General features: G+C 40.6%; 19 protein-coding genes and 1 pseudogene. 7 read left to right on the top strand and 13 right to left on the bottom strand.

What is annotated here, in order from left to right:
• Nucleotides 1–12: 12 nt before the first annotated feature.
• The 9 genes from S4054249_RS10125 to S4054249_RS10085 all read right to left on the bottom strand — a co-directional run bounded on the left by S4054249_RS10125 (nt 13) and on the right by S4054249_RS10085 (nt 10543).
• Nucleotides 13–1017 (bottom strand): lysozyme inhibitor LprI family protein, encoded by a 1005-nt coding sequence (locus S4054249_RS10125; protein WP_052961169.1) that lies wholly within the window; start codon nt 1015–1017, stop codon nt 13–15.
• 24 nt (nt 1018–1041) lie between these two features.
• Nucleotides 1042–2379: an HlyD family type I secretion periplasmic adaptor subunit gene (locus tag S4054249_RS10120; protein WP_046358332.1), complete on the bottom strand. Its 1338-nt coding sequence runs from the start codon at nt 2377–2379 to the stop codon at nt 1042–1044.
• 1 nt (nt 2380) lies between these two features.
• Nucleotides 2381–4573 carry a type I secretion system permease/ATPase gene (locus tag S4054249_RS10115; protein ID WP_046358331.1) on the bottom strand — a complete coding sequence of 731 codons (2193 nt, stop codon included), beginning with the start codon at nt 4571–4573 and terminating at the stop codon, nt 2381–2383.
• Between the two features lie 538 nt (nt 4574–5111).
• Nucleotides 5112–6983, bottom strand: a complete 1872-nt coding sequence (locus S4054249_RS10110; RefSeq protein WP_046358330.1) for a DUF885 domain-containing protein — start codon at nt 6981–6983, stop codon at nt 5112–5114.
• Nucleotides 6984–7163: 180 nt separating this feature from the next.
• The gene (locus tag S4054249_RS10105) at nt 7164–7790 is read right to left on the bottom strand and encodes a LysE family translocator (RefSeq protein WP_046358329.1); all 627 of its coding nucleotides are present in this window, start codon (nt 7788–7790) and stop codon (nt 7164–7166) included.
• A gap of 66 nt (nt 7791–7856) precedes the next feature.
• Nucleotides 7857–8237 (bottom strand): MmcQ/YjbR family DNA-binding protein, encoded by a 381-nt coding sequence (locus S4054249_RS10100; protein ID WP_046358328.1) that lies wholly within the window; start codon nt 8235–8237, stop codon nt 7857–7859.
• Nucleotides 8238–8240: 3 nt separating this feature from the next.
• A complete protein-coding gene (locus S4054249_RS10095; RefSeq protein WP_046358327.1) occupies nt 8241–8669 on the bottom strand; it encodes a DUF3574 domain-containing protein in 429 nt (142 codons plus the stop codon).
• A 145-nt stretch (nt 8670–8814) separates the two neighbouring features.
• The gene (def, locus tag S4054249_RS10090; protein WP_046358326.1) at nt 8815–9318 is read right to left on the bottom strand and encodes a peptide deformylase; all 504 of its coding nucleotides are present in this window, start codon (nt 9316–9318) and stop codon (nt 8815–8817) included.
• 208 nt (nt 9319–9526) lie between these two features.
• Nucleotides 9527–10543 carry a D-cysteine desulfhydrase family protein gene (locus S4054249_RS10085; protein WP_230851839.1) on the bottom strand — a complete coding sequence of 339 codons (1017 nt, stop codon included), beginning with the start codon at nt 10541–10543 and terminating at the stop codon, nt 9527–9529.
• Between the two features lie 274 nt (nt 10544–10817).
• On the opposite strand from S4054249_RS10085, the gene S4054249_RS10080 reads away from it, so the two are divergent.
• A complete protein-coding gene (locus tag S4054249_RS10080) occupies nt 10818–11534 on the top strand; it encodes a hypothetical protein (protein ID WP_046358325.1) in 717 nt (238 codons plus the stop codon).
• A gap of 318 nt (nt 11535–11852) precedes the next feature.
• Nucleotides 11853–12740 carry an alpha/beta hydrolase gene (locus S4054249_RS10075; RefSeq protein WP_052961168.1) on the top strand — a complete coding sequence of 296 codons (888 nt, stop codon included), beginning with the start codon at nt 11853–11855 and terminating at the stop codon, nt 12738–12740.
• A 54-nt stretch (nt 12741–12794) separates the two neighbouring features.
• Here S4054249_RS10075 and S4054249_RS10070 read toward each other — a convergent pair whose 3' ends face one another.
• A complete protein-coding gene (locus S4054249_RS10070) occupies nt 12795–13211 on the bottom strand; it encodes a GFA family protein (RefSeq protein ID WP_235611270.1) in 417 nt (138 codons plus the stop codon).
• A 130-nt stretch (nt 13212–13341) separates the two neighbouring features.
• Here S4054249_RS10070 and S4054249_RS10065 point away from each other — a divergent pair, with 130 nt between their 5' ends.
• Nucleotides 13342–15834 (top strand): cation:proton antiporter, encoded by a 2493-nt coding sequence (locus S4054249_RS10065; RefSeq protein WP_046358323.1) that lies wholly within the window; start codon nt 13342–13344, stop codon nt 15832–15834.
• Here the strand turns inward: S4054249_RS10065 and S4054249_RS10060 are convergent.
• Nucleotides 15827–16342: a DUF523 domain-containing protein gene (locus S4054249_RS10060; RefSeq protein WP_046358322.1), complete on the bottom strand. Its 516-nt coding sequence runs from the start codon at nt 16340–16342 to the stop codon at nt 15827–15829. The genes S4054249_RS10065 and S4054249_RS10060 overlap by 8 nt on opposite strands.
• A gap of 255 nt (nt 16343–16597) precedes the next feature.
• Between S4054249_RS10060 and S4054249_RS10055 the strand changes: the two genes are divergently transcribed.
• The 4 genes and pseudogenes from S4054249_RS10055 (at nt 16598) to S4054249_RS10045 (ending at nt 21500) form a co-directional block, all read left to right on the top strand.
• Nucleotides 16598–18607, top strand: coding sequence for an alpha-amylase (locus S4054249_RS10055; protein ID WP_046358321.1), 2010 nt, complete (start codon nt 16598–16600; stop codon nt 18605–18607).
• Nucleotides 18608–18735: 128 nt separating this feature from the next.
• Nucleotides 18736–20145: pseudogene (locus tag S4054249_RS10050) on the top strand (alpha-amylase); the annotation flags it as partial.
• A 340-nt stretch (nt 20146–20485) separates the two neighbouring features.
• Nucleotides 20486–20728 carry a hypothetical protein gene (locus S4054249_RS26925; protein WP_230851838.1) on the top strand — a complete coding sequence of 81 codons (243 nt, stop codon included), beginning with the start codon at nt 20486–20488 and terminating at the stop codon, nt 20726–20728.
• Nucleotides 20709–21500, top strand: coding sequence for an IS110 family transposase (locus tag S4054249_RS10045; protein ID WP_230851837.1), 792 nt, complete (start codon nt 20709–20711; stop codon nt 21498–21500). The genes S4054249_RS26925 and S4054249_RS10045 overlap by 20 nt, the downstream gene beginning before the upstream one ends.
• Before the next feature lie 401 nt (nt 21501–21901).
• Here S4054249_RS10045 and S4054249_RS10040 read toward each other — a convergent pair whose 3' ends face one another.
• Together S4054249_RS10040 and S4054249_RS10035 are read right to left on the bottom strand one after the other, a co-directional pair.
• The gene (locus S4054249_RS10040) at nt 21902–23527 is read right to left on the bottom strand and encodes a methyl-accepting chemotaxis protein (protein WP_080928449.1); all 1626 of its coding nucleotides are present in this window, start codon (nt 23525–23527) and stop codon (nt 21902–21904) included.
• 182 nt (nt 23528–23709) lie between these two features.
• Nucleotides 23710–24027 carry a hypothetical protein gene (locus S4054249_RS10035; protein ID WP_046357866.1) on the bottom strand — a complete coding sequence of 106 codons (318 nt, stop codon included), beginning with the start codon at nt 24025–24027 and terminating at the stop codon, nt 23710–23712.
• Nucleotides 24028–24123: the final 96 nt, after the last annotated feature.

The following is a 24123-nucleotide window of genomic DNA, read 5'->3' as shown; positions in this document are numbered from 1 at the left end:
AAAAATCCTTATTTAATAGTTATACCAATAGTTACAACGCTTCTTTCTCTCAAAGCGCGAGTGTTTCCCCGTTTTTTTGTCAAATTCATACAGAGCTACTAAATTTTTATTTGCCCAATCATTTATAGAGTTTTTACTGCGTAAACCGATCCCATTAATTAAATAAGATCCACCATTAAATTGAACAAACTCTCCTGAATCTAATGAGCCTGTGCTCAAATTTATATCCGTGGACTCATGCCCTTTATAAACTCCGGCTCCTTTCGCAAAAAGCAGCTTTTTTTCATCGCTGAATGTTTTCCAGTCATCTTCAAATGCATTTGCAAGCGAAAAGTACTCGCCTTTCGGTGGTGTGTAACATCCTGAATAGGGCTGCGTCACCTGAATCACAGGCTCTCTTTTGCCATCTATAGTCAACACCCCGGTATAGATGCGATAAAAACCTGACTGGTAGCGGCTTATTCGCTGCGCTTCGACTGTTTCGTAAGGCACTCTGTAGTTAATAAGCTCATAATATTTTTTATCCATCTGTAGAGTTTTATCAGCGATTACTTCGGTAAACTTCACTGGTTTAAACCCAGAACCTGTTAAATTAGGTAAGCCGCACGCCTTGAGCTCTTCTCTCGGAGTGCGATTCAGTACTTTTAAAAATGCTTCGCATACGGTGTAACCTTGACCTTTGGTGATCCTAAAGTTTGGTAACGGCGCTTTTTGGCCATTAATCTCCGAAATGCGTGCTTGATACACTTTTTTTAAGCATTTTGAAGTTTGGCATTTGTTACGTACCTGCTTTAGCCAGTTACGCTGCTTTACCAAATAGTTTTCTCTTTCAATACCATATAAAGGCGCACGCATATTGCGATATGCAATACTCATATCTTCGTCTAACTGAGACAGCGCTTTGTCACTACAAATCAGCTTTTCAACTTCTGTAGATGCTTTTTTGCAATCAAACCCTGCAGCGAAACCTTCGCTACTTAGCAGTAATAAAGTTGCCCCTAGTACTAGTCTTTTCATAATTAATTCCCTCACTCAATGCTTTTATCTTTCTCTTGCGCCTTCGTTGACACTTTGAATTATTGGAGACAGTAAGAATTCGATAATACGACGGTAACCGGTCTTAACTTCTGCGGTAACCGTCATGCCAGATGATAAGGCAACGATTCGATCATCAATCAACATTGACTGTTTTTCTATCGCCACCTTAATTGGAAAAACCAAGCCATGTACTTCGTGTTCCATAGCATCCATTGACACATCGATGACCTTACCTTCTATGACGCCATAGCGTGTAAACGGAAAGCTCTCAATTTTCACCTCTACTTCTTGCCCAATAAAAACAAAACCAATGTCCTTATTTAACAGACCAGCATCTACGACAAGCATGTCATTCATGGGGACTATCCGCATTAACTCTTGTGCAGGAGTCACAATTTGACCAATTGTCGTCACACTTAATGCCTCCACAGTGCCAGAAACAGGTGCTACCAATCGCGTTTTGCCTTCTAAAAAAGTGCTTTTTGCTAGCTGCTGCTTTAGCGTTGTTTGACGAGATAAAGCATCATTGAGTTCTATAAGAGATTGTTTTCTTAGGTCCGTTAACAAAAGAGCATACTGCGCTTTTGCTTGACTAATTTGAGATTTCAATTCGCGAACTGTAGCCTGCTCAATTGGTAACTGCCCGGCAAGATCAAGCGCTTCCTGCTTAAGAGACAAATATTGCTCTCTTGCAACAAGCTTTTCATTTTCGAGTACTTTTAGTGATTGGGTTCGCTCTTCAATTAAAGGGAGCATAGTTTGAATTTTTTTGACACTTAGCTGTGCTCCCATCAATTGAGCCTCCAAACTCACGATTGCAGACCAAGCTGCTTGTCGACTTTGCTCAAATTCCTTTATTTGGCTTAACAGCAAGTTGTGTTCTGTATCATTATGTACACTTTTTGGAGTAACAAACCTAATTTTTCCCTCATCATTATCAATAACTTGCTGTGCAAATAGTAATAACTCTCTTAAGCGCTCAACCTGAGCATTTACATGGTTAAGTTGAGCCGTTAAATCTTGCTTATCAGCTTGTGTAATTGCAGGGTCTAATTCCAATAGGATTTGACCTTCAACCACTTCGCTCCCTTCTTTGACATGAACTGCTAAAACAGCTCCCGTCTCGATCGGTTGGATAACTTGCACTTGCTGCTGTGGAACCAGTTTACCCTGCGCAGACGCTACAATATCGATTCGACCCCAGCATAACCAAGTGATGGTCACAACGAGTAAAATAACCAATGTCCAAACAATGCTGCGAGCCCACTTTGGTGCCGGAGCAGCTTGAATCTCTAGCGCTGCTGGCAAAAATTCAATATTAGCTTTGTTTAACTTCGCCATTTTAAAGCTCCTCATTTGGTTTGCTTTGGCGCTTTATCGGGACTTTTTTTGATGGTGCTGAGCCTTGTAAACGACATAAATAAGCATAATGTCCGTTCTTGTCTAACAAGCTATGATGATCCCCTTGCTCAATTAAACGGCCTTTATCGAGAACCAAAATATTGCTAGCACCTCTTACCGCAGAAAGTCGATGTGCGATAATAAACACAGTGCGACCTGCGCAAATTTTTGCCATATTACGTTGAATAATTTGCTCAGACTCGTAATCAAGGGCGCTGGTCGCTTCGTCAAAGATTAATACTGAAGGATCGCTCAACAAAGCCCTTGCAATCGCGATGCGTTGCCTCTGTCCTCCAGACAACAATCCGCCTTGTTCACCTATCTGAGTGTCATAGGCATGAGGCATTTCTAAAATGAAATCATGTGCACCTGCTAATTTCGCTACCTCAATAATGCGTTCAATTGGTGCAGCGGGATCTGATAACGCAATATTCTCCCGTACGCTCGCGTTAAACAAAAAGTTTTCTTGCAATACCACACCAACATTTTGTCTAAGCCAATCTGGATTAATAAGAGTTGTATCAACACCATCTACGAGCACTCGACCAGCTTGAGGTAAATACAAGCGCTGAATGAGCTTAGTTAATGAGCTTTTACCAGAGCCTGAGCGTCCAACGATGCCAATAACTTCCCCTTGCTTCACCTTAAAACAAAGGTTCTCTAGTACTTTGGGTCGCTCAGGTGTATAGCCAAAGCTCACATGGTCAAAGCATATTTCACCGTTAAGTTTTGGAAGAGATATCTTGTTTCCACTACTTTGTTCAGTCGGGGTATTGAGTATATCTCCCAACCTAGCGACCGAGATTCTTGCCTGTTGAAAATCTTGCCATAAATTAGCAAATCTCATGATTGGGGCTGATACTCTCTGTGCAAGGATATTGAAAGCGATAAACTGCCCGATTGTTAGGTCACCATCAGTTACAGCAATTGCACCAAAATATAAAATTAATAGTCCAGTGACCTTCGTAATGAAATTAGCCAATTGACCATAAATATTATTCAAGTTAGTAGCAGAAAATGAGACAGATACATAATTGGCTAGTTTGTCGTTCCATTGGCTTCGCATTTGTGGTTCTACCGCCGATGACTTAATTGTCTCCACACCGTTGACTGACTCAACTAAAAAGGCATGGTTTTCTGCGCTATATTGAAACTTTTTCTCTAATGTTGTGCGCAGTTTAGGGCCCAGCAGTAAGGCTATTAGACAATAAAATGGAAGGCTACCTACTACAATCCATGCTAACAATGGCGCGTAATAAAACATCACACTGAAAAAAACGAGCGTAAAGAATAAATCTAAAACAACAGTTAACGAGGAACCCGTCATAAATTCACGGACAGAATCAAGTTCTTTCAAACGAGCAACAGTATCGCCCACTCGCCTTGATTTAAAATACGAAATAGGTAATGCCAACATATGCTGATAAAGTTTGCTGCCCAGCTCTACATCAATGCGATTAGTAGTATGGCTAAAAAGGTATGTTCGCAAACCACCAAGTACGACTTCGAATATAATAACAGCTAAAAACCCCACAGCGAGCACGTCTAGGGTAGTCATACCTTTATGCACCATGACTTTATCAATGGCAACTTGAAAAAAAATTGGTGATGCAAGCGCAAGCAACTGAATAAAAAACGAAGCAGCTACCACATCACTAAAATACGATTTATAACGCTTTAAAGCTGGTATAAACCATTTAAAACCGAACTCTTCATTTTGGGATAAGAGCCGTTTACGTGGAACAAGTAAGATATACTCACACTCTGATATTTTATCAACCTCAGAAATATCAACTGTATATTGCTGATCTTTGTTATGGCTATCATGAACTAACGCTTTATCATCTTTAATATCGACAACAATGAAATAGTGGCCGTTTGAATGCTTGGCAAGTAGTGGAAAAACTGCTTTTTCTAATGTTTTTAAAGGTGAGTTATATCGTTTAGCTTTAAAACCGCATGCTTTAGCAGCTCTCAGAAGCTGAATAGTTGCTAATTCTGGGCGTGATTCTACTTCGGCTTTATAATCATGAATTAGCTCTTCAGGGTCAATGGATTTTTGATGTAATCTTCCTATAAGGGATAGCGATTTAATCCCAGATTCAAATGTATTAATTTTATTGTTGGATGTCATTAAATTTCTTATCTACTTTGGAATGTGACGCATTTAATATCACGTACCAAGTGAGCTATATTAATATTAATTAATCAAATAATATATAAAAAACATTAAAGATAAAAGAAATTAAAAATAATACATAGAATATAGCTTTACAAGTGATGATAACTTTAAAGCAAAAGCATATAGACAGGGATAAAAGCCGACCAATTGTTGGCTAAACTATAATATATTCAGATTCCCTAGAATCCTTTAATAATAAAAAAGACCTTATAATTTTTAAAATATAAATCAAAAAGACCAACCACACATTAATAATAAATTAACAACACACAAACATTAAACTACTGACTAAGCTTTTAACCATTAGTGGTGCACTTATTAATTGCAATACTGGCGTATAAATAGATAATGCAACAAACTTATCTTAATATTAGCATTCTCGTCGTGAAATCAACGTCTCTGGTTCCTTTGAACTGAAAGTAGTCATAACAAAAAATGCACAGGCCAAAAAGCATGTGCATTTGTTACTTTCAAAATAGGCCCTAATTATTTATGAGCGCTTTTGCTCTTCAATCCATGTGTTCACGCGTCTTTCAAGTATAGATAATGGCATGGCACCACCGCCTAAAATTGTGTCATGGAAGCCTCTGATATCAAATTTTGCACCGAGTTCATCTTTTGCATGCTCTCTCAGTTCAAGAATTTTAATCATACCCACTTTGTATGATGTAGCCTGTCCCGGCATGATCATGTAGCGACGAATTTCTGAACGTGCCGCGGTATCATTTATTGGTACGTTATTCATAAAGTAAGAGACGGACTCTTCTTCAGACCAGCCTTGTGCATGAATACCTGTATCAACAACCAGCCTCACAGCACGCCACATCTCATTAGATAAACGGCCAAAGTCGCTATATGGGTCTTTATAGGCACCCATTTCTTTCGCTAGTAATTCTGAATACAATCCCCACCCTTCAGAATATGCAGTAAATTGTGCTTTAGTTCTAAACTCTGGGATCCCTTCTAGCTCTTGTGCAATAGACAATTGCATATGGTGACCCGGGTTGCCCTCATGATAAGCAATCGACTCCATTGTATTTTTAGGCATTGATGTCATATCAATCAAGTGAGCATAATAAACCCCAGGGCGAGAGCCATCTTTGGTACCAGGCATATAGTGCTGCGCCGCTCCAGGTTGCTCGCGAAATGCTTCAACTCGTTTAACGACTAATTTTGACTTAGGTAATATCCCAAAATAGTCTGGTAGTTTTTTGTTGAGCTCATCTAAATAGGCAATAGAATCATCAATGTACCCTTGCCTGCCTTCATCGTTGTTCTCATAGAAAAACTGCGGGTCACTGCGGAAAAATTCAAAAAACTCTTGTAAAGAGCCTTCAAAACCAACTTGCTCAATAATTTGTATCATTTCGCTTTTAATACGCGATACTTCATCAAGACCAATCTTATGGATCTCATCTGCGGTTAAATTGGTTGAGGTTTGATCTGCCAGCCTGTAATTATAAAAAGCCTTACCATTTGGAAGGTCGCCAACACCATAACCATCTTGTTGCTTCAAGTTAGCCATATCTTGCTCAAACCAATTTATAAGAGCTGTGTAAGATGCTTTAAATTCACCTTGCAACGCAGCTTTCGTTTGTGCAAGCAACGCATCACCTTGTGTTTGACTAATCTTTTTATCATCAATCAACTTTTGCACTTTGCGTTTAGCATCTGACCATAGGGGTGCATCTTTATCGCTTTCGATAAATGGAGCACCATTGATGATACTTTTAGATTGGTTAATAACCCCTTCATAAGTAAATTTAGGCGGTCTAATGCCTTTTTTCGCTCTAGATTGAGCCTGATCAAGCAGCTCAATAATTGCATCAGATCCTTTAACTAGGCGAGTGTTGTACGCATGCATGTCTTCTATCGTTTCAACTTTATGGTAATTAATCATAAACTGGACGAAAAACGACTGAATACCGAACATATGATTAAACACGTATTCATTTTCAAAAAACTTTGCTTGCTGCTTTTCTTGCTCATAGTCATAAAGCCAAAGATCATAAGAAATCTTAGCCTCATCATCTAATTTGCTGTAATCAAATTGCGATCTTAATTCAGCCACGGTACCTGCCAGCCAAGCTAACTGGCGCTTCTGGGACTGCTCAGACACGTCATCGATTTGGTCATATTTATCTTTTCGACCATAAATCGTCATCATAATTGGGCTCATTTGCATTTCTTGTTCGTACTTTTCTGCAAACCAAGCATTTAGCCTTTGGGTTTCTTTTTCTACAGCACTTTGACTCTCGGTTTGTGCAGTCACATTGACTGAGTTAGTCTGAGTGCCAGCCTTATTTGCTTGACATCCAGCTAATACTGCAACAACTGAAATTGCAATTATGGATTTGTACACTGTGGGTATCTCCTGTAGCTTTTTCAGTTACATTAAATAAAAATCACATTAAATCCAATATATTAGATAAACTTAAATGTAACTAAAAATGAATTAAGTTACAAAAATTACTCAACTCATTTGTCGTTAAATAGTCAATTAACTGAGCTGTTTTTCATTGAACATAACTGATATTTGAAGTTATCTTTGTTTCATCAAAGCGACAGCAAGACCAGAGCTTACAAAAGTGAGACCTGCTGAAATATTTAGTCCCTGTAACACTTTTGGTTTATTGAACAGCACTTTTTTTAATTGAGTCGAAAATACCCCCATGAATCCAAAGCCAATTGAAGTTAATAATGCAAACCAAGCACCATAAACCATCATTTGAATTGAAACATTTCCCAAGCTTGGATCAATAAACTGTGGTACAAATGCAAGTACAAAAATTCCTGGTTTTGGATTTAATGCGGCAGAGAAAAAGCCAGTAGCAAAAATCGTTTTTAATGATTTTTCCTCTATTGGTTCGATAGTAATCAAATTACGATTAAGGATCACTTTCACCCCCAACCAAATTAAATAGCTCGCACCAATCAATTTGACTATATAAAAGGCTATGGCTGACGTTTGAATTAACAATGTCAATCCAGCAGTCGCTGCAAATACGTGAAATAGAATGCCTACGCCAGAAGCACTTGCAGAAATACAAGCCGCTAATCGCCCTTGGCTTATCCCTCTAGCAATCGCCAAGATATTATCAGGTCCGGGGGAGACAACGAGTAAAAGGCACGCTGCCGTATATGTGGTAAATACATCAAAAGGAAACATATAATCCCATCCTTGTTATTAAACTAGATAAGAGGACTATAACGGTCAAAAGTTCAAAATATAGTTTTATAAATGTAGGAAGATAGCCTGCTGTTCAACTTTTCGCATCTTTTTAACTACTAATAAGAATGAGTTATCAATCATACGTTCTATCTCTCCTTTAGGTATGGACCCATCAAGAATGACCGTATTCCAATGTAGTTTGTTCATATGATAACCAGGAATAACGGCGTCAAAAATATCGCGCAGTGCTTGTGCCTCATCAGGATCACATTTTAAATTTAACCACCAATGTCCGCATTGAGCTTGGCGCATTTTTTCTGGCGCAAGCGTTGCAAACATTTTGTCTTTTACTTTGTAAACATCAACGCCCTCACCAAATGGTTGGCTGACGCTACTAAATGGTTTTGCTAAAAGGTATTCCGTAATTGAAGTAACACAACTCATAGTCTATTCCTTGCCAACAAAGCTAACGTGTGAAACATTAAGCAGAGCTATGAGAACCGAGTCTTGGTTAAATAGTTGACTATACTGTTTCGCCAGTTCATTGGCTGCGGCAATATCTTCAGCCGAAGCATTGTAAACAGTGACTACTTTTGTATGCTCTTTCTTGCCCTTGTAATAACCCACTGCATCAACAACACTAAAGCCTGCAAATGCTTTCGCTAGCCGAGTTGATTCAAAGTGCTGCCATTGAGCTGCCGAGATATGTCCTCCGCTTGGAATGGATAAACCAAAATACATTTTGAGCCCTTCACTGTGTGCTTTGACATTTTTAGTGACTGTAGCTGCACGACTTTGTTCTTTTACGTCACCTGTGCCTGCACAACCAGTCATCAATAAAATTGCGATATAAAAGCTTAATCCGAGGGTTCGCATGATCATTCCTTAGAAGATTACTTAGCTATAATTGTGGATCAATGATAGACCATACTAGATGGTAACAAGTCGCTCAAGAAAATTTGAATATAAAGAGGAAGCTATATTGAGAAAGCAGTATGGTACATACTGCTTAAAGGTAAAGTTAAGCGTAATGCTTTAAATATTTCTTAACCTTTTTCATCGCCATTTTTTGTTTTAACGGTGAAAGGTAATCAATAAACAAATTGCCATGAAGATGATCAATTTCATGCTGCATAACGATAGCTAAAAACTCGTCACTCTCAACTTCAACTGGGTTACCCTTTCTGTCTTGCGCAGTTACTTTTACAGATGTGAACCGCTCAACTTCAGCGAAGTAATCAGGCACCGATAAACACCCCTCTTGACCCATTTCTTTATTTTTACCTTCAGTGACTTCAGGGTTAACCAAAATGAGAGGTTCATTTCTTTCATCTGAAATGTCGATAATCACAACCGCTTCATCTCTGCCCACTTGAGTTGCAGCTAAACCTATACCGTCTCGTGTCGCATACATAGTTTCTAGCATGTCATCAATTAGGGTTTGAACAGACTCGAAATCTGTTACTTTTTTTGCTTTTGTTTTTAATCTTGGATCGGGGGCGGTTAAAATTTCTAGGACTGCCATATTTTACTTGCTTTCCGTAATTCATATTGAAAAATTAAACGACTAAAAGTCATTTTATATAAGGGTTAGAGTTGCTAATAACGGGTATGCAACCAGCTGGTGGATCAAGCCAACATGTGCAAATTTAAAGGAATCAATATACAAATGCAATCTAAGCGCAAAGTGCCAATTTTGAGCGACTTTAAACAGTGTATAGCTTATTATACGACTATAAAATCGCACCACTGTAAGCGAACAAAGAAGGCGCTCCACCTGTGTGCCAAAACAGTACCTGTTTATCAATTGGAAGCGCTCTTTTTTGAATTTTATCTACCATGGCAGCAAAAGCCCTTCCCGTATAAACAGGATCGAGTAAAATTCCCTCTGATTTAGCCAATAGTTGGATCGCTTCTTTTTCTTGTTCCGTCAAAACACCATATCCTGTTTCTAAGTACCCCTTATCTAGCAGTACCTCATTTATGGCATAGTTTTGCTGCAGATTTAAAAAAGAAGATGTTGAATTCACAAGTTTATGTACATGATGTTTAAAGCTAATGGTCTCTCCTTCGGCTTTATCAATCTGTATACCTGTAAGCTCGTAATTGTGCTTCAATAATGACTTGGCTATCATTAAACCAGCATGCGTGCCGCCTGAACTTGAAGCAAAAAAAACATGACTTAAGTTTTTTACATCAAGTTGTGTTGCCAATTCAAAGCCTGCTTCAATAAAGCCACATGCACCCAACTCATTCGATCCCCCATAATGGATCACATACGGCTTATGCCCTGATAATTTCAACGTCTCGACGAGGTTGGGAATATCTTCTCCCTTTCTATTTTCTTTCGTGAAGTGAATATGTGCACCAAACAACTCGTCCAATAATAAATTTCCATTGAGTTTAACGGGCTGTTCTCCTCCTAATAACAAATGACATTCTAACCCCAATTTAGCAGCGGCAGCAGCTGTTTGCCTGCAATGATTAGACTGTTGAGCGCCTGCTGTTATAACTGTATCACGGCCTTTTTTAAGTGCATCTCCCAATATGTACTCAAGCTTTCTTGTCTTGTTTCCACCAAGAGCAAGGCCTGTCAGATCATCTCGCTTCATGAGTATGTCAGGACCACCTAAAATTCGAGATAAATTCTCTAGTTTAATCACGGGGGTTGGCAGATAGCCTAGTTTGGCTTTTGGTAAGTGCTGCAAGATTGAGCATTTTTGCATGATGAAGTCAGCTTTACAGTTCATTAAAACACTCTTTTTAACACGGTGTATAATTAGTATGCAACATTTCAAAATACGTGTTTCAACTAGAACAGAAAACTTTATTTATATTAATGATACAACTTAACTAAATAGTGATTTATAAAAACAGTGTAAAATGGATTACGCCAACAAAAAGCCTAAAACTCGTTTTGATGAGTAGTAGATATTTGTACATATTAGAAATTAATAACTAAAGACCTTAGTGTAATTGTCGATATGTAAACCAATGAAAAGTCTTCTGAATAAGGATTATGTAATGAAGATAGCGAACCAAAGTAATTTTCCGCCACCAGCCCCCAATAGCGCACCAAACAAGAAACCTGCATCTATGGATGCTAAACCCATTACTGATGAGATAAAGACAGTAGCAGCGGCACATATTCAAAATACATCATATGACGACCAACACATAATTAATGATCCAAATGTAGGTGACATGACACTTGAATCCCATACCTATGACCCTGAAAGACTCAACAAAGTATCCCAAACCTTATATTTTGGCGGTGTAGCAGACTTGTTTAGAGATATGCAAACACACTATCAATCATTTATGAGCGAGTTAAAAAGCACAGATCCAAAACTCGCCGAGTCAACAAGCTGGGGATTTTCGATTGATGAAAAAGGTGAATTTGTCGTCAGTGGTACAATCAGTGACGAGAATAAAAGCCACCTAGAAGAAAAACTTAATGAAAATGAAGACCTACTTGAGCTTGCAAAACAAGTCCCTGCCCTATTCATGCAAGGCTTAGCGTACGATAGAGGAGCCGATGGCAAAGGTCCTGCTTGGGGTAAATTTGATGTCAATGCAGAAAACTTTAAGGACATTATAGATTTTAAAGAGGTGTTCGATGAATCTTACAGCTCAATGGGAGACATTAGCTTTTTCAAAGGCAACTTTGATGTTTTGAAATACGCGCAAAATGTGGGTGAACAACTGCATAATAAAGCTGAAGCAAAATTTGGTTATTAACATATATAACGTAGCGTCAGACAGTACGAGCTTTATCCTTTATAAATCATGAGCAAATACAATGGCGCTACTAAGTATATCGGAAAAACAAACTCACTCACGCTAAATAACCTTTAAATACTCACACTATCGATACTTTTTCTCTCTTTCCCAAATATCAGCATTACTCAAGATTTTCCTCTTTTAGAGATATCCACAAGGTCACAACCTATAAATAATTTAATTAAATAACCTACATCTAGCTATGCCCTAACTGTAAAGCTAAACAATTACATAACTGTTTCGTCCTTAAAATAACTTAAACAAAGGAGTAATCTAATGAAGCAGTTCGCTTTCCTATTGATGTGTGCCTGTAGCTTTTTGGCCAATGCCTCTTACCTTGACTATAAATATGAACATCTCCCCACTGAACATACTATCTCGTCTTCAACACTCGGTGAAGAACGTACTGTGTGGGTAATTTTGCCTGAAGGCTACAACGCGCCAGAAAATAGCGACAAGCAATACCCTGTGATTTACACCACTGACGGCGAGAACTTGCAATATTTAACTGGTCACAATATGTGGTTCTTACAACGCTCAAATATGTTGCCAGAGGCAATTTTAGTCGCTATCAATACTCGCCATCACAGAGCGCGTGATTTAACCCCAACAGAACCTAAAAATAGCCCAATTCCAGTCGCAACTGGACAAAGCCAACAATTAAAAGCATTCATCAAAGATGAAGTAATCCCGTTTATTGATACTACTTACCGTACCGACGACTTTAGAGTGCTATCTGGTCATTCACTTGGCGGGTTATTTACGATCACTAGCTTATTATCAGAGCATATGCAGCCTTTATTTAAAGGCTATGTCGCCATTGACCCTTCCTTATGGTGGGACAATGGCATCGTTGCGAAATGGGTTGAAGCCGCTGAAGACACATTCGATGAAAAAGCCTTCTCTGTATATATCGTTGCTGCGCATGAAGAAAATATTCCTCCTGAGCACCAAGCACTTTACTTGCAGCACATCACAGCAATCGATGACGCCGCAAACAGCCTCATAGACACGGATGCGACAACAATTCGATACGACATTACCCATGACGAAAACCATCGTTCAGTTTTACATATTGGTGTATTTAGAGGTTTAAGAGAAGTATTTAAGTGCTACCCAAGCGTTTGCCCTAAAACAGACGAAGATGAGTCGGACCAAGACTAAGTGAAACCTGCCATAAAGTGAGGTGCCCCTTGCACCTCTTTTTTTCAAAGCAGATTAATCAATAAACCCATCGTGCTGCTGACCTTGATCACCAATTTCGTCCCAGTTGGCTTTTGAACTCACCCACATATGATGAACCACCTTAGCGCCCACTAAATCGTCATTCGCGATTAACCCTACCGGCACATACATACGCTGGTCATCGTTTTTACCAGGCAGGTTTGATCCACACAGTGTACAAAAACTACAAACCCAATCATGATCTGGTTTACACCAAGTTTTGACTTTATCGGTACCACTTAACCAAGCAAAGTGTTTGTTATTCACCACAGCAACCGACACACCATTTCCGCCACTTGTTTTTCGGCAAATTGAGCAATGGCAAACATAGATATCCGTTATTGGTAAACTGATTTCAAACTGCACTGCGTTACAATTGCAACTACCTTTGACCATATTCAACCTAATCACATCACACACTATCTGTTTCTATTGTATGAACATTTTTGAAATTTAAACCCCCCTCTATCCTGCTTAATCTTAGCGAACCTGACATTCCTTTTCTAAACTTAGAGCATTCAACCTGCATAGGCACAGTACTATGGCATTTAGCACAGGGCTGTTGATCCTGCTGTTTGTGATCTTCGCACTCTTTATTGGCGCATTTGTGCGGCATATTTTAAAAGGCACACAAGTCCCCTACACTGTAGCGCTCCTATTGTTAGGCATTGCAATCGGGTTGCTACAAAGAGGTGATTTATTCAATGCATACGCCCCAGAGTTTGGCCAAAGTTTATCTTTGGTTGCTGAAATAGACTCTCACCTATTTTTATACCTATTTTTGCCGACGCTCATTTTTGAAAGCGCATTTGCCATGGAGGTGCATTTATTCCGTCGTATGTTTACGCAAATCGCTATTTTAGCCGTCCCTGGTTTAATGCTCGCGATTTGGTTAACTGCCGAGCTCATCTTTGCCATAGTGCCCGATGGCTGGGGGTGGAGCTGGGCCATTTGCCTGATGTTTGGCGCTTTAATCAGTGCCACAGATCCGGTGGCTGTCGTTGCACTTTTAAAAGAAGTCAGTTCTCGAAAACGCCTTGAAACCCTCATTGAAGGCGAGTCACTGCTCAATGACGGCACCGCAATCGTGTTCTTTTCACTGTTTTTCGTGTGGGTTACTGCCACATACAGCGGGGATATCAACGCTGGACTTTCATCGCCTTTACATGTCACTGCTGAGTTTTTACAAGTCGTTTTAGTAGGTCTGGCAATAGGTTTAGCTGTTGGCGGTTTATGTATCATATGGATAGAGCATGTATTTAACGACCCAATGATCGAGATCTCTTTAACCATTGCTGCGGCCTATTCAGTTTTTTTTATTGCCGAGAACTTTCACGTATCAGGAGTTGTTGCGGTTGTCACGTTAGCCATTATGTTTGCAAGTATCGGTCGAACTCGGATCAGCCCCGAAGTGGCTGGATTTTTACATCATTTTTGGGAAATGATGGCCCACATGGCCAACACACTTATCTTTTTACTGGTGGGCATATTGGTCGCTATCCGTGTACCACTTAACGATATGCAAGCATGGAAAATGCTGGCATTACTTTATGCTGGCATTTTAATCATTCGGGCAATCTCTATCACCGTTTGTATGCCTGCCCTGACTAGGTTAGGTATTGGTATTAATTTTCCAAAAGCAGCTGTGCTGTGCTGGGGTGGACTACGCGGTGCAGTGTCATTAGCCTTGGCGCTAGCCGTAGTCGCCAGTGATGTCATACCAAAAGAAATTGGTGATCGGGTGCTGTTTTTATGCGCAGGCATCGTGGTCTTAACCATATTGGTCAACGGCTCTACGATGGGCTGGTTACTTAAAATACTTGGCTTTAACTCATTACCTCCGGCAAAGCAAGCGACCGTAGACAAAGCCCAAGGCACTATCAGTAATGAGCTTCACGAGATGCTGCCGGTGATGATGACCAACCCATTTTTGCAAGGCGCAGACTGGGAAACCGTGAAGCAAAAGTCGCAACTACAAGCACTCAATGAGACTGAATCAAATAGCAAAATAACCACAGACGAGCTCAACACCGCATACAAAAGACGACTGCTCGAGACTGAGCGCAAACATTATTGGACGCAATTTGAACAAGGGATGTTGAGCAAACAAGCCACCAGCAAGTTAGTCGAAGCGGTTGAATCTGCCCTTGACGGAGAACCCCAGATTAGCCCAAGAACCTCCATTTACACGGTGTGGCAAACACCCAAATGGCTGCAACCACTTAGACAGTATTCATGGTTAAACAAGCTCTTATTGACCTTTTATTTTAAGAAACTTGCCTTGGGTTACGACATTGCTCGTGGGTTTATGCACGCACAAGAGGCACTGCAAAGTCATGTGCAAACGTTAGCGCCTAGCCAGTCTGCAGCAGATTTGGTGTTAAAAGATGTCAAAGACAACAAAAAACGCACACTTGAGCGCATGAATGAACTCCACGAGAGCTTTCCAGAAATTATTCAATCCTTACAGACACAAGCTGCCACTAGGTTGTTGCTCAATCGCGAGCGCGCTGTCATCAATGCACAGCTCAAGCAAGCTGTGTTAGATAAACCCGAAGCACAAAGGTTATTAGCATGCGTTGAAGACAAAATGGCCAACCTCCAAAATGAGTCAATCTTCAAAACAACAAAACAGCAGCAATTTACCAATGATATTCCTTGGGCTAAGAACTTACCGCTTGCCACACGGGAGAAACTATCCGCTTTTGTAGAGCATCACGTTTATGAAGCGCAGCAAGTAATTTGCAACGAAAATCAGCCGCTCTCTAAAATTGGCGTTATTGTGAGAGGAAGCGTTAAAGAACAATGGAACGTATCATCAGGTAATGGCGTAAAGCACACTTGTACAAATAAAGGGCCCGGTGAATCAATTGCTCTAACCGCATTGCTAAGCGGTGCATGCGCAACCGACATTACCAGTGACACACCCTGTGATATTATGTGGCTCCCTTGCGACAAGCTTAAGCAATTAATGCAAAATGATAGCCAATTAACCCAAGTAGTTTGCAAGTTAATGCAAGAATATACTAACTAATTGTTTTAGGTTTATCCGTTTCGCTAATACGTTCTAGCTGCTCAATTAACTGCATAACAGAGTGTTGACTATAGACTTTGATACCTTTGGATCTGAGCAGTTGTGCAGTGACACCAGCACCGTTTACTTTATTACCAGAAAAAGTGCCATCGTATATTTTTTCGCTTCCGCAAGATGGGCTACCTTCTGCCAAAACTGCGAATTTTATTTGTTGTTGCAAACAAATTTTCAGCGCTTGATGGGCACCATCTAAAAAGGCATCAGTCACATCGACTCCATCATCGCCAATAACACGCGCTTGTTGGTTGATGACGTCACGCCCTTCACCGCCGATAATTTCCGCTGGCGCTCTAGGTATCGGTAAACCAGCCGAGACCTCTGGACAAAAGCCAACAAGCTTAACGTTTAGATCTAACCAACGCTTATCTGACTTATCCAGTGACAAGCTACCACCGTTATATCTCACTTTATTCCCCATTAAACAGGCGCTCACAAAGACCTTTTGCATCCACACTCCACATTAAAAACTGCACCACACTCTATTTACCCACAAGGAGTACGTAGAGCTCATTATAATAGAGTAATTATTTAACACTAAAGAAGTATTTATTCTTTAAAGAAAAATAACATAACTAAAACCACCCAAATTACAGCATTAAAAAACAACAACATGCAACTTTGAACCTATTTTGCATACGTATTCAATGGAATGTTCCTCAAAGCACCTTATATTGTAAAACTCATGTAAATGAGAGGCAAAATAATGAAAAATATAATACTACCAATCGTCGCAAGTATTTCGGTACTTGCATCAAACCACATCTACGCTTCGCCTAGTAGCACGGGTGCACCAACGACATTTGTTCATCTGTTTGAGTGGTCTTGGCCTGATGTCGCCAAAGAATGTGAAACCTTTTTAGGCCCACAAGGCTATGCGGCAGTTCAGGTTTCGCCGCCGAGTGAACATATCACCGGGAGTCAATGGTGGACAAGATATCAACCTGTTAGCTATCAACTTGTCAGTCGCGGCGGAGATAGAGCGGCGTTCATCGACATGGTATCTCGATGTAAAGCTGCAGGGGTTGATATTTATGTTGATACGGTGATAAATCATATGGCACACGGTAGCGGTACCGGGGTTGCGGGCAGTCAGTTTGGTAACAAACAATACCCCATCTACAGCCCAAATGACTTCCATCAAACCTGTGCAATTAATCCAGAAGATTACGGCAATAACCCATGGCGCGTGCAGCATTGTGAATTAGTGGGACTACACGACTTGGACACCGATGCACCTTATGTGCAGTCGCAGCTTACAAATTACTTAAATGACTTACTAGATATTGACGTAGCGGGCTTTCGTTTAGATGCAAGCAAGCATATTCCTGCAAACGATATCGGCGATATTCTAGGTAAACTCAATAAACAATCTGTGGTGTTCCAAGAAGTCATAGACCAAGGTGGTGAAGCAGTTCAAGCGTCTGAATACTTTCAAAATGGCTTAGTTACTGAGTTCAAATACAGCATTAAACTTAGCGAGACATTTAAAACAGGTCAGCTTGCTTGGCTTAAATCTTTTGGCGAGCAATGGGGCTTTATGCCAAGCTATAAAGCCGTTGTATTTTCCGATAACCATGACAATCAACGCGGGCATGGCGGTGCTGGCTCTATTGTCACCTTTCACGACGGCAAACTATATGAACTTGCTAATGTGTTCATGCTTGCCTATCCCTATGGCTATCCTAAAGTAATGTCCAGTTACGAGTTTAATGGTAATACCGATGCCGGCGGCCCAACTGTACCCGTTCATCAAGGTAATCATTTAAATTGCAACGCACAGCAATGGCAATGTGAGCACAGAAAGCCCTTTATTACAGGCGCAATGCGCTTTAGAAATCACACCAATGATGACTGGTCAGTGCAAAACTGGTGGGACAATGGTAATAACCGAATTGCTTTTTCGCGCGGTAATTTAGGGTTTGTGGCCATCAATAGAGAGTCGAACAATATGAATGTGAGGTTGGCAACCGGTCTTCCTGCGGGCACATATTGTGACGAGCTTTCTGGTGGTAAAAGTGCGGGATATTGCAATGGCAGAACAATTACGGTTGATGGCGATGGCACTGCTCAAATATCACTGTCCTCTATGGATGCAATCGCGATCCATCACCAAAGTATGACCACAGATACGCCTAATGACGGCGACGGAGATTGGCAAAGAACGGTTGTATTTATAAAGGCACAAACACAAAGCGGCCAAGATATGTTTGTACGCGGCGGTTTGGACCACAATGCAGCGTCACAACGTGGATTGCAATGCGACCAAAACTCTGTACTTTGCCAAATTCCTATTAGACACCTAAACCTCAGAAATCAAACCACTGCACCATGGAAGTCAGGAGATACCTACCTTGACTGGCAGGCAACTGAGCCTGGTCAATCAAATCAAGCCCAAGGGACTGCTTTAGATTGGACAACCAATGTTTGGCCTGCAAATTGGGGCGAAAAGAAAACCTACGATTTACATGGATTTGGTGAGTCAGGTCTAAACCAATGGGGCCCGCACTACTGGAAACTGGATGTAGAAATGGATTGCAGTCAAACTCACCAAGGCTGGTTCGAGCTAAAAGCATTTGTCAAAAATGGCCAAGGATGGGAAAGTGATATTCTTCAAGCAAACCGACCTTATGCTAGCAATAACCACTTCGCGCAGTGTGGCAAACTAAACGTATTTGAGTTTGGTAAAAACACACACCTCATACAGGCTCTCTAGTGCTAAGATAACACCTTAAAATTTGTTTATGGCAACCGTTTTTGGTTGCCATTTTGCATACGTATTCAATACGATTATTCCCATAAGACCGATATATTGTCTTTCTCAAAAAAATGAGAAATATAAGAATGAAAAATAACCGACTCCCTACTCTAGCTGGACTTGCACTCATTGCATCTTCCAACGTGAACGCATCAGTTCATACCCCTTCAACATTTGTTCACCTGTTTGAGTGGCCTTGGCCAGATATTGCCACTGAATGCGAGACGTTTTTAGGACCTCAAGGTTATAATGCGGTTCAAGTGTCACCGCCTAATGAACATATCGCAGGCGTCCAGTGGTGGACAAGATATCAGCCCGTCACTTATGAGCTGAACAGTCGAGGTGGCAACAAAGCGCAATTTGTCGATATGATAAATCGATGCAAAGCCCAAGGCGTGGACATTTATGTCGATGCAGTTATTAATCACATGGCCCACGGTAGCGGTCAAAGTATTACTGGCAAGTCTTATGGCAATAAACACTACCCCATATACTCTCCTAAAGATTTCCACAAACCCTGTGCTATCAAAGGTACCGACTACGTAAATAATGCATGGCGCGTGCAAAACTGTGAACTGGTAGGCCTGCATGATTTAGATACTGACTCCATCAGTGTTCAGGCAAAAATCGCCAGTTACCTAAACAAACTTACAGGCTTAGGCGTAGCAGGGTTCAGACTTGATGCCAGCAAACACATGCCCTCTGAGGATATTGCCGCAATTTTAAAACAACTCAATGACTCACCGCTTATTTTTCAAGAAGTCATAGATCAAGGTGGTGAAGCAATCACATCAGTGCCTTATCTAAGTAACGGTATGGTCACTGAATTTAAATACAGCGTCAAACTGAGCCATGTTTTTAAACAAGGAAAGCTTGCCTCACTGAAGAGCTTTGTTAAAGATTGGGGTTTAATGCCCAGTGAAAAGGCCATCGTATTCACAGACAACCACGATAACCAGCGCGGTCACGGTGGTGCTGGCAACATCGTCACGTTTAAAGATAAAACGCTGTATGACCTTGCCAACGTATTTATGCTGGCCTATCCGTATGGTTATCCAAAAGTGATGTCCAGTTATGAGTTTAATGGCGATACCGATGCTGGCGGGCCAAAAGTGCCTGTTCACCAAGCTGGTAAACTTAACTGCCAAGACACTTTGTGGCAATGTGAACATAGAAAGCCCATGATCGCCGGTGCAATGCGTTTTAGAAATTACACGGCCGACAATACAACCATTTCAAATTGGTGGGACAATGGTAATAACCAAATTGCGTTTTCACGCGGAGATCAGGGTTTTGTTGCTATTAATCGTGAAAATAAAACGATGCACGCTACGCTTCAAACCGGCTTGCTTCCCGGCACATATTGTGACGAGTTGAGTGTGCATGCCACTCAAGGGCCGTGTATAGGAAAATCTATCATGGTAAACCAAGACGGTACTGCTTTAATACAACTAAAACCGATGGATGCAATCGCCATACATCACCTTTCAAGGTTGAAATAGTGTGCCTTTGGTGCAAAGCGCTATCGTGCGAAAAGTTAATGACACAGCGCGAAGCGCTGACATTCTTTTCGCGCAAGGTGATTAACGTGCAAAATGTAACGACTGCAAGCGAAGCTAGTTCATTTTCTTTGCGCAAGGTGAAATGAGCCATTTTAACCAAACAAAACCAATACGCCCCTATTGACCCAGAGCATGTTCTCTCTGTGTCATTCCGGACTTGCTCCGGAAACCATAGAATAGTCACAGAAAAAATGGATCCTGAATCGATATATGGACTCCACCACATCTCACATACAGTGTAATGTGGTGTCGACCAAAACAAAGGAGTCCATATATGAATAACCGTAACGTGATTGCACTCGATCTGGCAAAAAATATTATCCAAGTCGCAAAAGTCTCTAAACATGGCGAAATTGTTTTTAATAAAGCACAGTCTCCATCTAAAGTTCGCCAAATACTCGCTAACTCTTCCCCTAGCATTGTGGCAATGGAGGGATGTGGCAGCTTTCATTATTGGGGACGGGTTGCGCAATCCTATGGTCATGAAGTGAGAGGGGGTGTCTCCGAAACATGTTAAGCCTTATATAAGCAAACAAAAAACAGATGCCAATGATGCTATCGGGATTGCGATTGCTGCTATACAACCAAATATGTCCTTTTCTCCAGTAAAAAATATAGAACAGCAAATTCTCCAAACGCTCACTGTGAGTCGTAAATTTTTAGATAAACAGCTGACACAACTCGGTAATCATATTAGGGCCTTATTTTATGAATATGGCATCACTATTTCTCGCTCCAAGAGAGCATTGAAAAGGGTTTTAACTGAGCGTAATGATTTACCAGAGATATTATTGCCATTACTTAGTGTCTTAAAAGCTCAGTACCAGCACATAGAGCAATCCCTAAATGATGTCACTAAAAACCTAGAGCTGCTTGTTTCTCAAAATGAGCAATGCCAACGTGTTATTGCGCTTGAAGGTGTAGGTGTTTTAGGCGCAGCGGGGCTAATTGCCAGTTTGAGTCAAACGAAGCATTTTAAAAATGGACGATGTGCTTCAGTATATTTAGGCGTCACCCCAAAACAATTTAGCAGTGGCGGTAAAACTGTGATGCTGGGGATTGATAAATGTGCTGGAGATAAACAGCTAAAGTCCTGTTTATTTTTGGGGGCATTGTCATACATTTCTAATCTGCCGGAAAAGCCCAAGACATTGAAGCAGCAATGGCTGTTAAGGTTAGTTGCTCGTTCAGGTGTAAAGCGAGCTTGTATTGCGCTGGTGAATAAAAATATCAGAACTGCTTGGGCAATGCTGAAACAAGGTACGAATTACCAACCCGCAATGATTTAAAAAACATTTTAAAAAGAGTTCGACAACAATGTAATTAAAAGGTAAGACCAACCTTCTGAAAACCTGTCTGAACTTGAAGTGAGAATACACTAACGAAGCGTTTAGGACAGAAGGTGCGAATAAATCAAAGGTTAGAGAGTAGCGCTCTCAAAAGAAACCGTATATACGCAAGCATCTTTAATTTTAAAAAACATGTTGTCAAACAAGTGGAGTCCATATACAAGTTCAGGATGACGGATTTGGTGATTGGTGTATCATCGATAAGAAATCAACATCATGACACCGTAATTAATTTTGATCATGTTCTCTCTACGTCATTCCGGACTTGCTCCGGAAACCACAGATTAGTAAAAGAAACAATGGCTCCAGATTCAAGTTCACGAAAACAAACACTCGATATCCTAAGCCTTAAAAGAATCGACCTTTTCTTTCAAGCTGCTGGTGTAATCCCCCAATGCACTACTCACCTCAGCATTGAGCTGTGCGTTTTTAGCAATTTCAATGATGCTATTGTTGAACTCATTAATATTAGTACTTATCTCAGCAATCACAGAGGTTTGCTCTTCAGTCGCAGTTGATACTTGCACATTCATATCGATGATCTCGTTCACTGCGCTATTGATTTCATTCATATACTTTGCCGACTCGTTCGCTTTTTCAACGCTCGAAGTTGCACTCGTTTGCGCATTTTCCATCGCAGTAACGGCACTTTGCGCCATCGACTGTAATTTCGAGATCATCTCTTTTATTGACTCAGTTGCTTTTTGCGTATTGTGTGCCAGCTGCCTAACTTCATCCGCAACTACCGCAAACCCTCTGCCCGACTCACCTGCCCGAGCGGCTTCAATCGCAGCATTTAATGCCAATAAATTGGTTTGCTCAGCAACACCTTGAATCATCAAAACAACTTGGTTAATTTCGTTACTTTGCGTATTTAAGGCCTGTATTTGTTCGGTATTATCTGCAACTAAGCCAGCTAACTTCTCAATCGACTGGATATTTTGACTGATCGTACTCGTACCCTGCTGAGCAAGCGTGCCCGATGTTTCAGCTTTTTGTGCTGTTAACTGCGCATTATTGGCAACTTCTTGAATAGCAGCGCTCATTTGCGTAACAGCTGTCGCAATCATGGTTGTTTGTTGCTCTTGATCTTGAGACGTATTTGCCATCGATGAGCTGATAGATGTCAAGTTGTTAGATGTCGAGGTCAATTCACCTATCATTTCAATAAGACTTTGAACAAGGTTATGTAAACAATCGACCATCATATTAAAGTCGTTGCCTATTTCACTAAGCTCGTCTTCGCCAACCACTTTGACTCGCTGCGTTAAATCCGCATTTTGTGCGATGGTTTTAATGGTGCGTCGCAAGCCCTTCAATGGCTTATGGATAGAGCCGTAGATCAACCAGCTTACACTCAACATCACCACAATCACAAGTACAGACGCAACGATCATCCCAACCCTTGCTGCATCGGCTTCTTCATGGCTCACTTCAATCAGTGTACTGGCCTCATCAAGCTGCAGTACCATCAGTTCATTGTAACCTTCGCTCAGTGGATCAAATGTCTCATAGAGGTCTTTAACAAATTGATTGTAAGGCACAGAGTCAAACTTATTTTGTGCTATTAAGGTCTGATATTCTTGAATTAGCTGATTAACCTCACGCTCAGATTGCTTTATTTGCTGAACTATCGATTGCTCTTGACTGGTTAAATTCCCCTCTAAGTAAACTTCCCACTCAGCTATCGCAATTGATTTCGCCTCTTCAATATTATCAAGTGCTTGTGATGGTGTTAATTGCTTGCCTCTTAGCTTATGAAATGTATCAACAATAACCACCGCATAGTTGTCTGAGACCACTTTAATCTCTTTAAGTGGTAAGACACGACCAGAGTACATCTTGTCCATGTTCGTAACGAGCTGGGAAATCGTCGTGAGCGTAAACACTGTCGCAATTACAAAAAGGATTGCGGGTAATCCAGACAACGACAATAAACGGCTTTGTACAGAGAAATTATTCAACATCAAATTTTCCTTAGGCTTTGCCTAGATACCTGATATTTGAGTATTGACTAACTATGTGAAATTACAATGTAAAAACGAGACAAATCCACTAAAGTCTGAGCATTTACTTTCTGCTCAAACCACTTTGTCATGCAATAGAAACGATGAATTTTTAAGAGGAAAACTTAGCGCCGCAGTCAATATTAAAAACTTGCGATGTAATACGCTTGGCAAACCACTGCTAAAAAGCTTAAAACCAATACCTTATATGCGATTGGCTGCTTAATTTTAACGGCTGAAATAGCCGCACAAATTAAAGAAGAGATAAGAGAGAGGAAGCATACAATTGACATAACAAATACAATTTGTTGCGGTACATAAAAATCACATTCATAGGGGCAGCCATAAAAACGCTCTACCATTAAACTGGCCAATGTCGTTTGTAACACTCCCCAAATACTTAGTAAGAGCAATGCAAAATCTGGCAAACGTTGAAAACTGAATGCTTGTTTATAATCCACTTAAATACTTATATCGAAAAACATCGCATTATGATGATACAACCATGATTTAAAACTTAATAGACAAAAAATAAAGAAGCCCGCTATTTGCGGGCT

This window comes from Pseudoalteromonas luteoviolacea (assembly GCF_001750165.1).
GTDB classification, from domain to species: Bacteria; Pseudomonadota; Gammaproteobacteria; order Enterobacterales; family Alteromonadaceae; genus Pseudoalteromonas; species Pseudoalteromonas luteoviolacea_G.
This window is presented reverse-complemented; position numbering and strand designations above follow the sequence as displayed.

Bases quoted from the DNA above. Each gene is read 5' to 3' on its own strand.
- S4054249_RS10100 (WP_046358328.1), bottom strand. From the start codon at position 8,237: ATGAGTTGTGTTACTTCAATTACGGAATACCTTTTAGCAAAACCATTT.
- S4054249_RS10065 (WP_046358323.1), top strand. From the start codon at position 13,342: ATGGCATTTAGCACAGGGCTGTTGATCCTGCTGTTTGTGATCTTCGCA.
- S4054249_RS10060 (WP_046358322.1), bottom strand. From the start codon at position 16,342: ATGCAAAAGGTCTTTGTGAGCGCCTGTTTAATGGGGAATAAAGTGAGA.
- S4054249_RS10115 (WP_046358331.1), bottom strand. From the start codon at position 4,573: ATGACATCCAACAATAAAATTAATACATTTGAATCTGGGATTAAATCG.
- S4054249_RS10085 (WP_230851839.1), bottom strand. From the start codon at position 10,543: ATGAACTGTAAAGCTGACTTCATCATGCAAAAATGCTCAATCTTGCAG.
- S4054249_RS10105 (WP_046358329.1), bottom strand. From the start codon at position 7,790: ATGTTTCCTTTTGATGTATTTACCACATATACGGCAGCGTGCCTTTTA.
- def (WP_046358326.1), bottom strand. From the start codon at position 9,318: ATGGCAGTCCTAGAAATTTTAACCGCCCCCGATCCAAGATTAAAAACA.
- S4054249_RS10080 (WP_046358325.1), top strand. From the start codon at position 10,818: ATGAAGATAGCGAACCAAAGTAATTTTCCGCCACCAGCCCCCAATAGC.
- S4054249_RS10040 (WP_080928449.1), bottom strand. From the start codon at position 23,527: ATGTTGAATAATTTCTCTGTACAAAGCCGTTTATTGTCGTTGTCTGGA.
- S4054249_RS10120 (WP_046358332.1), bottom strand. From the start codon at position 2,379: ATGGCGAAGTTAAACAAAGCTAATATTGAATTTTTGCCAGCAGCGCTA.
- S4054249_RS26925 (WP_230851838.1), top strand. From the start codon at position 20,486: ATGAATAACCGTAACGTGATTGCACTCGATCTGGCAAAAAATATTATC.
- S4054249_RS10075 (WP_052961168.1), top strand. From the start codon at position 11,853: ATGAAGCAGTTCGCTTTCCTATTGATGTGTGCCTGTAGCTTTTTGGCC.
- S4054249_RS10125 (WP_052961169.1), bottom strand. From the start codon at position 1,017: ATGAAAAGACTAGTACTAGGGGCAACTTTATTACTGCTAAGTAGCGAA.
- S4054249_RS10055 (WP_046358321.1), top strand. From the start codon at position 16,598: ATGAAAAATATAATACTACCAATCGTCGCAAGTATTTCGGTACTTGCA.
- S4054249_RS10095 (WP_046358327.1), bottom strand. From the start codon at position 8,669: ATGCGAACCCTCGGATTAAGCTTTTATATCGCAATTTTATTGATGACT.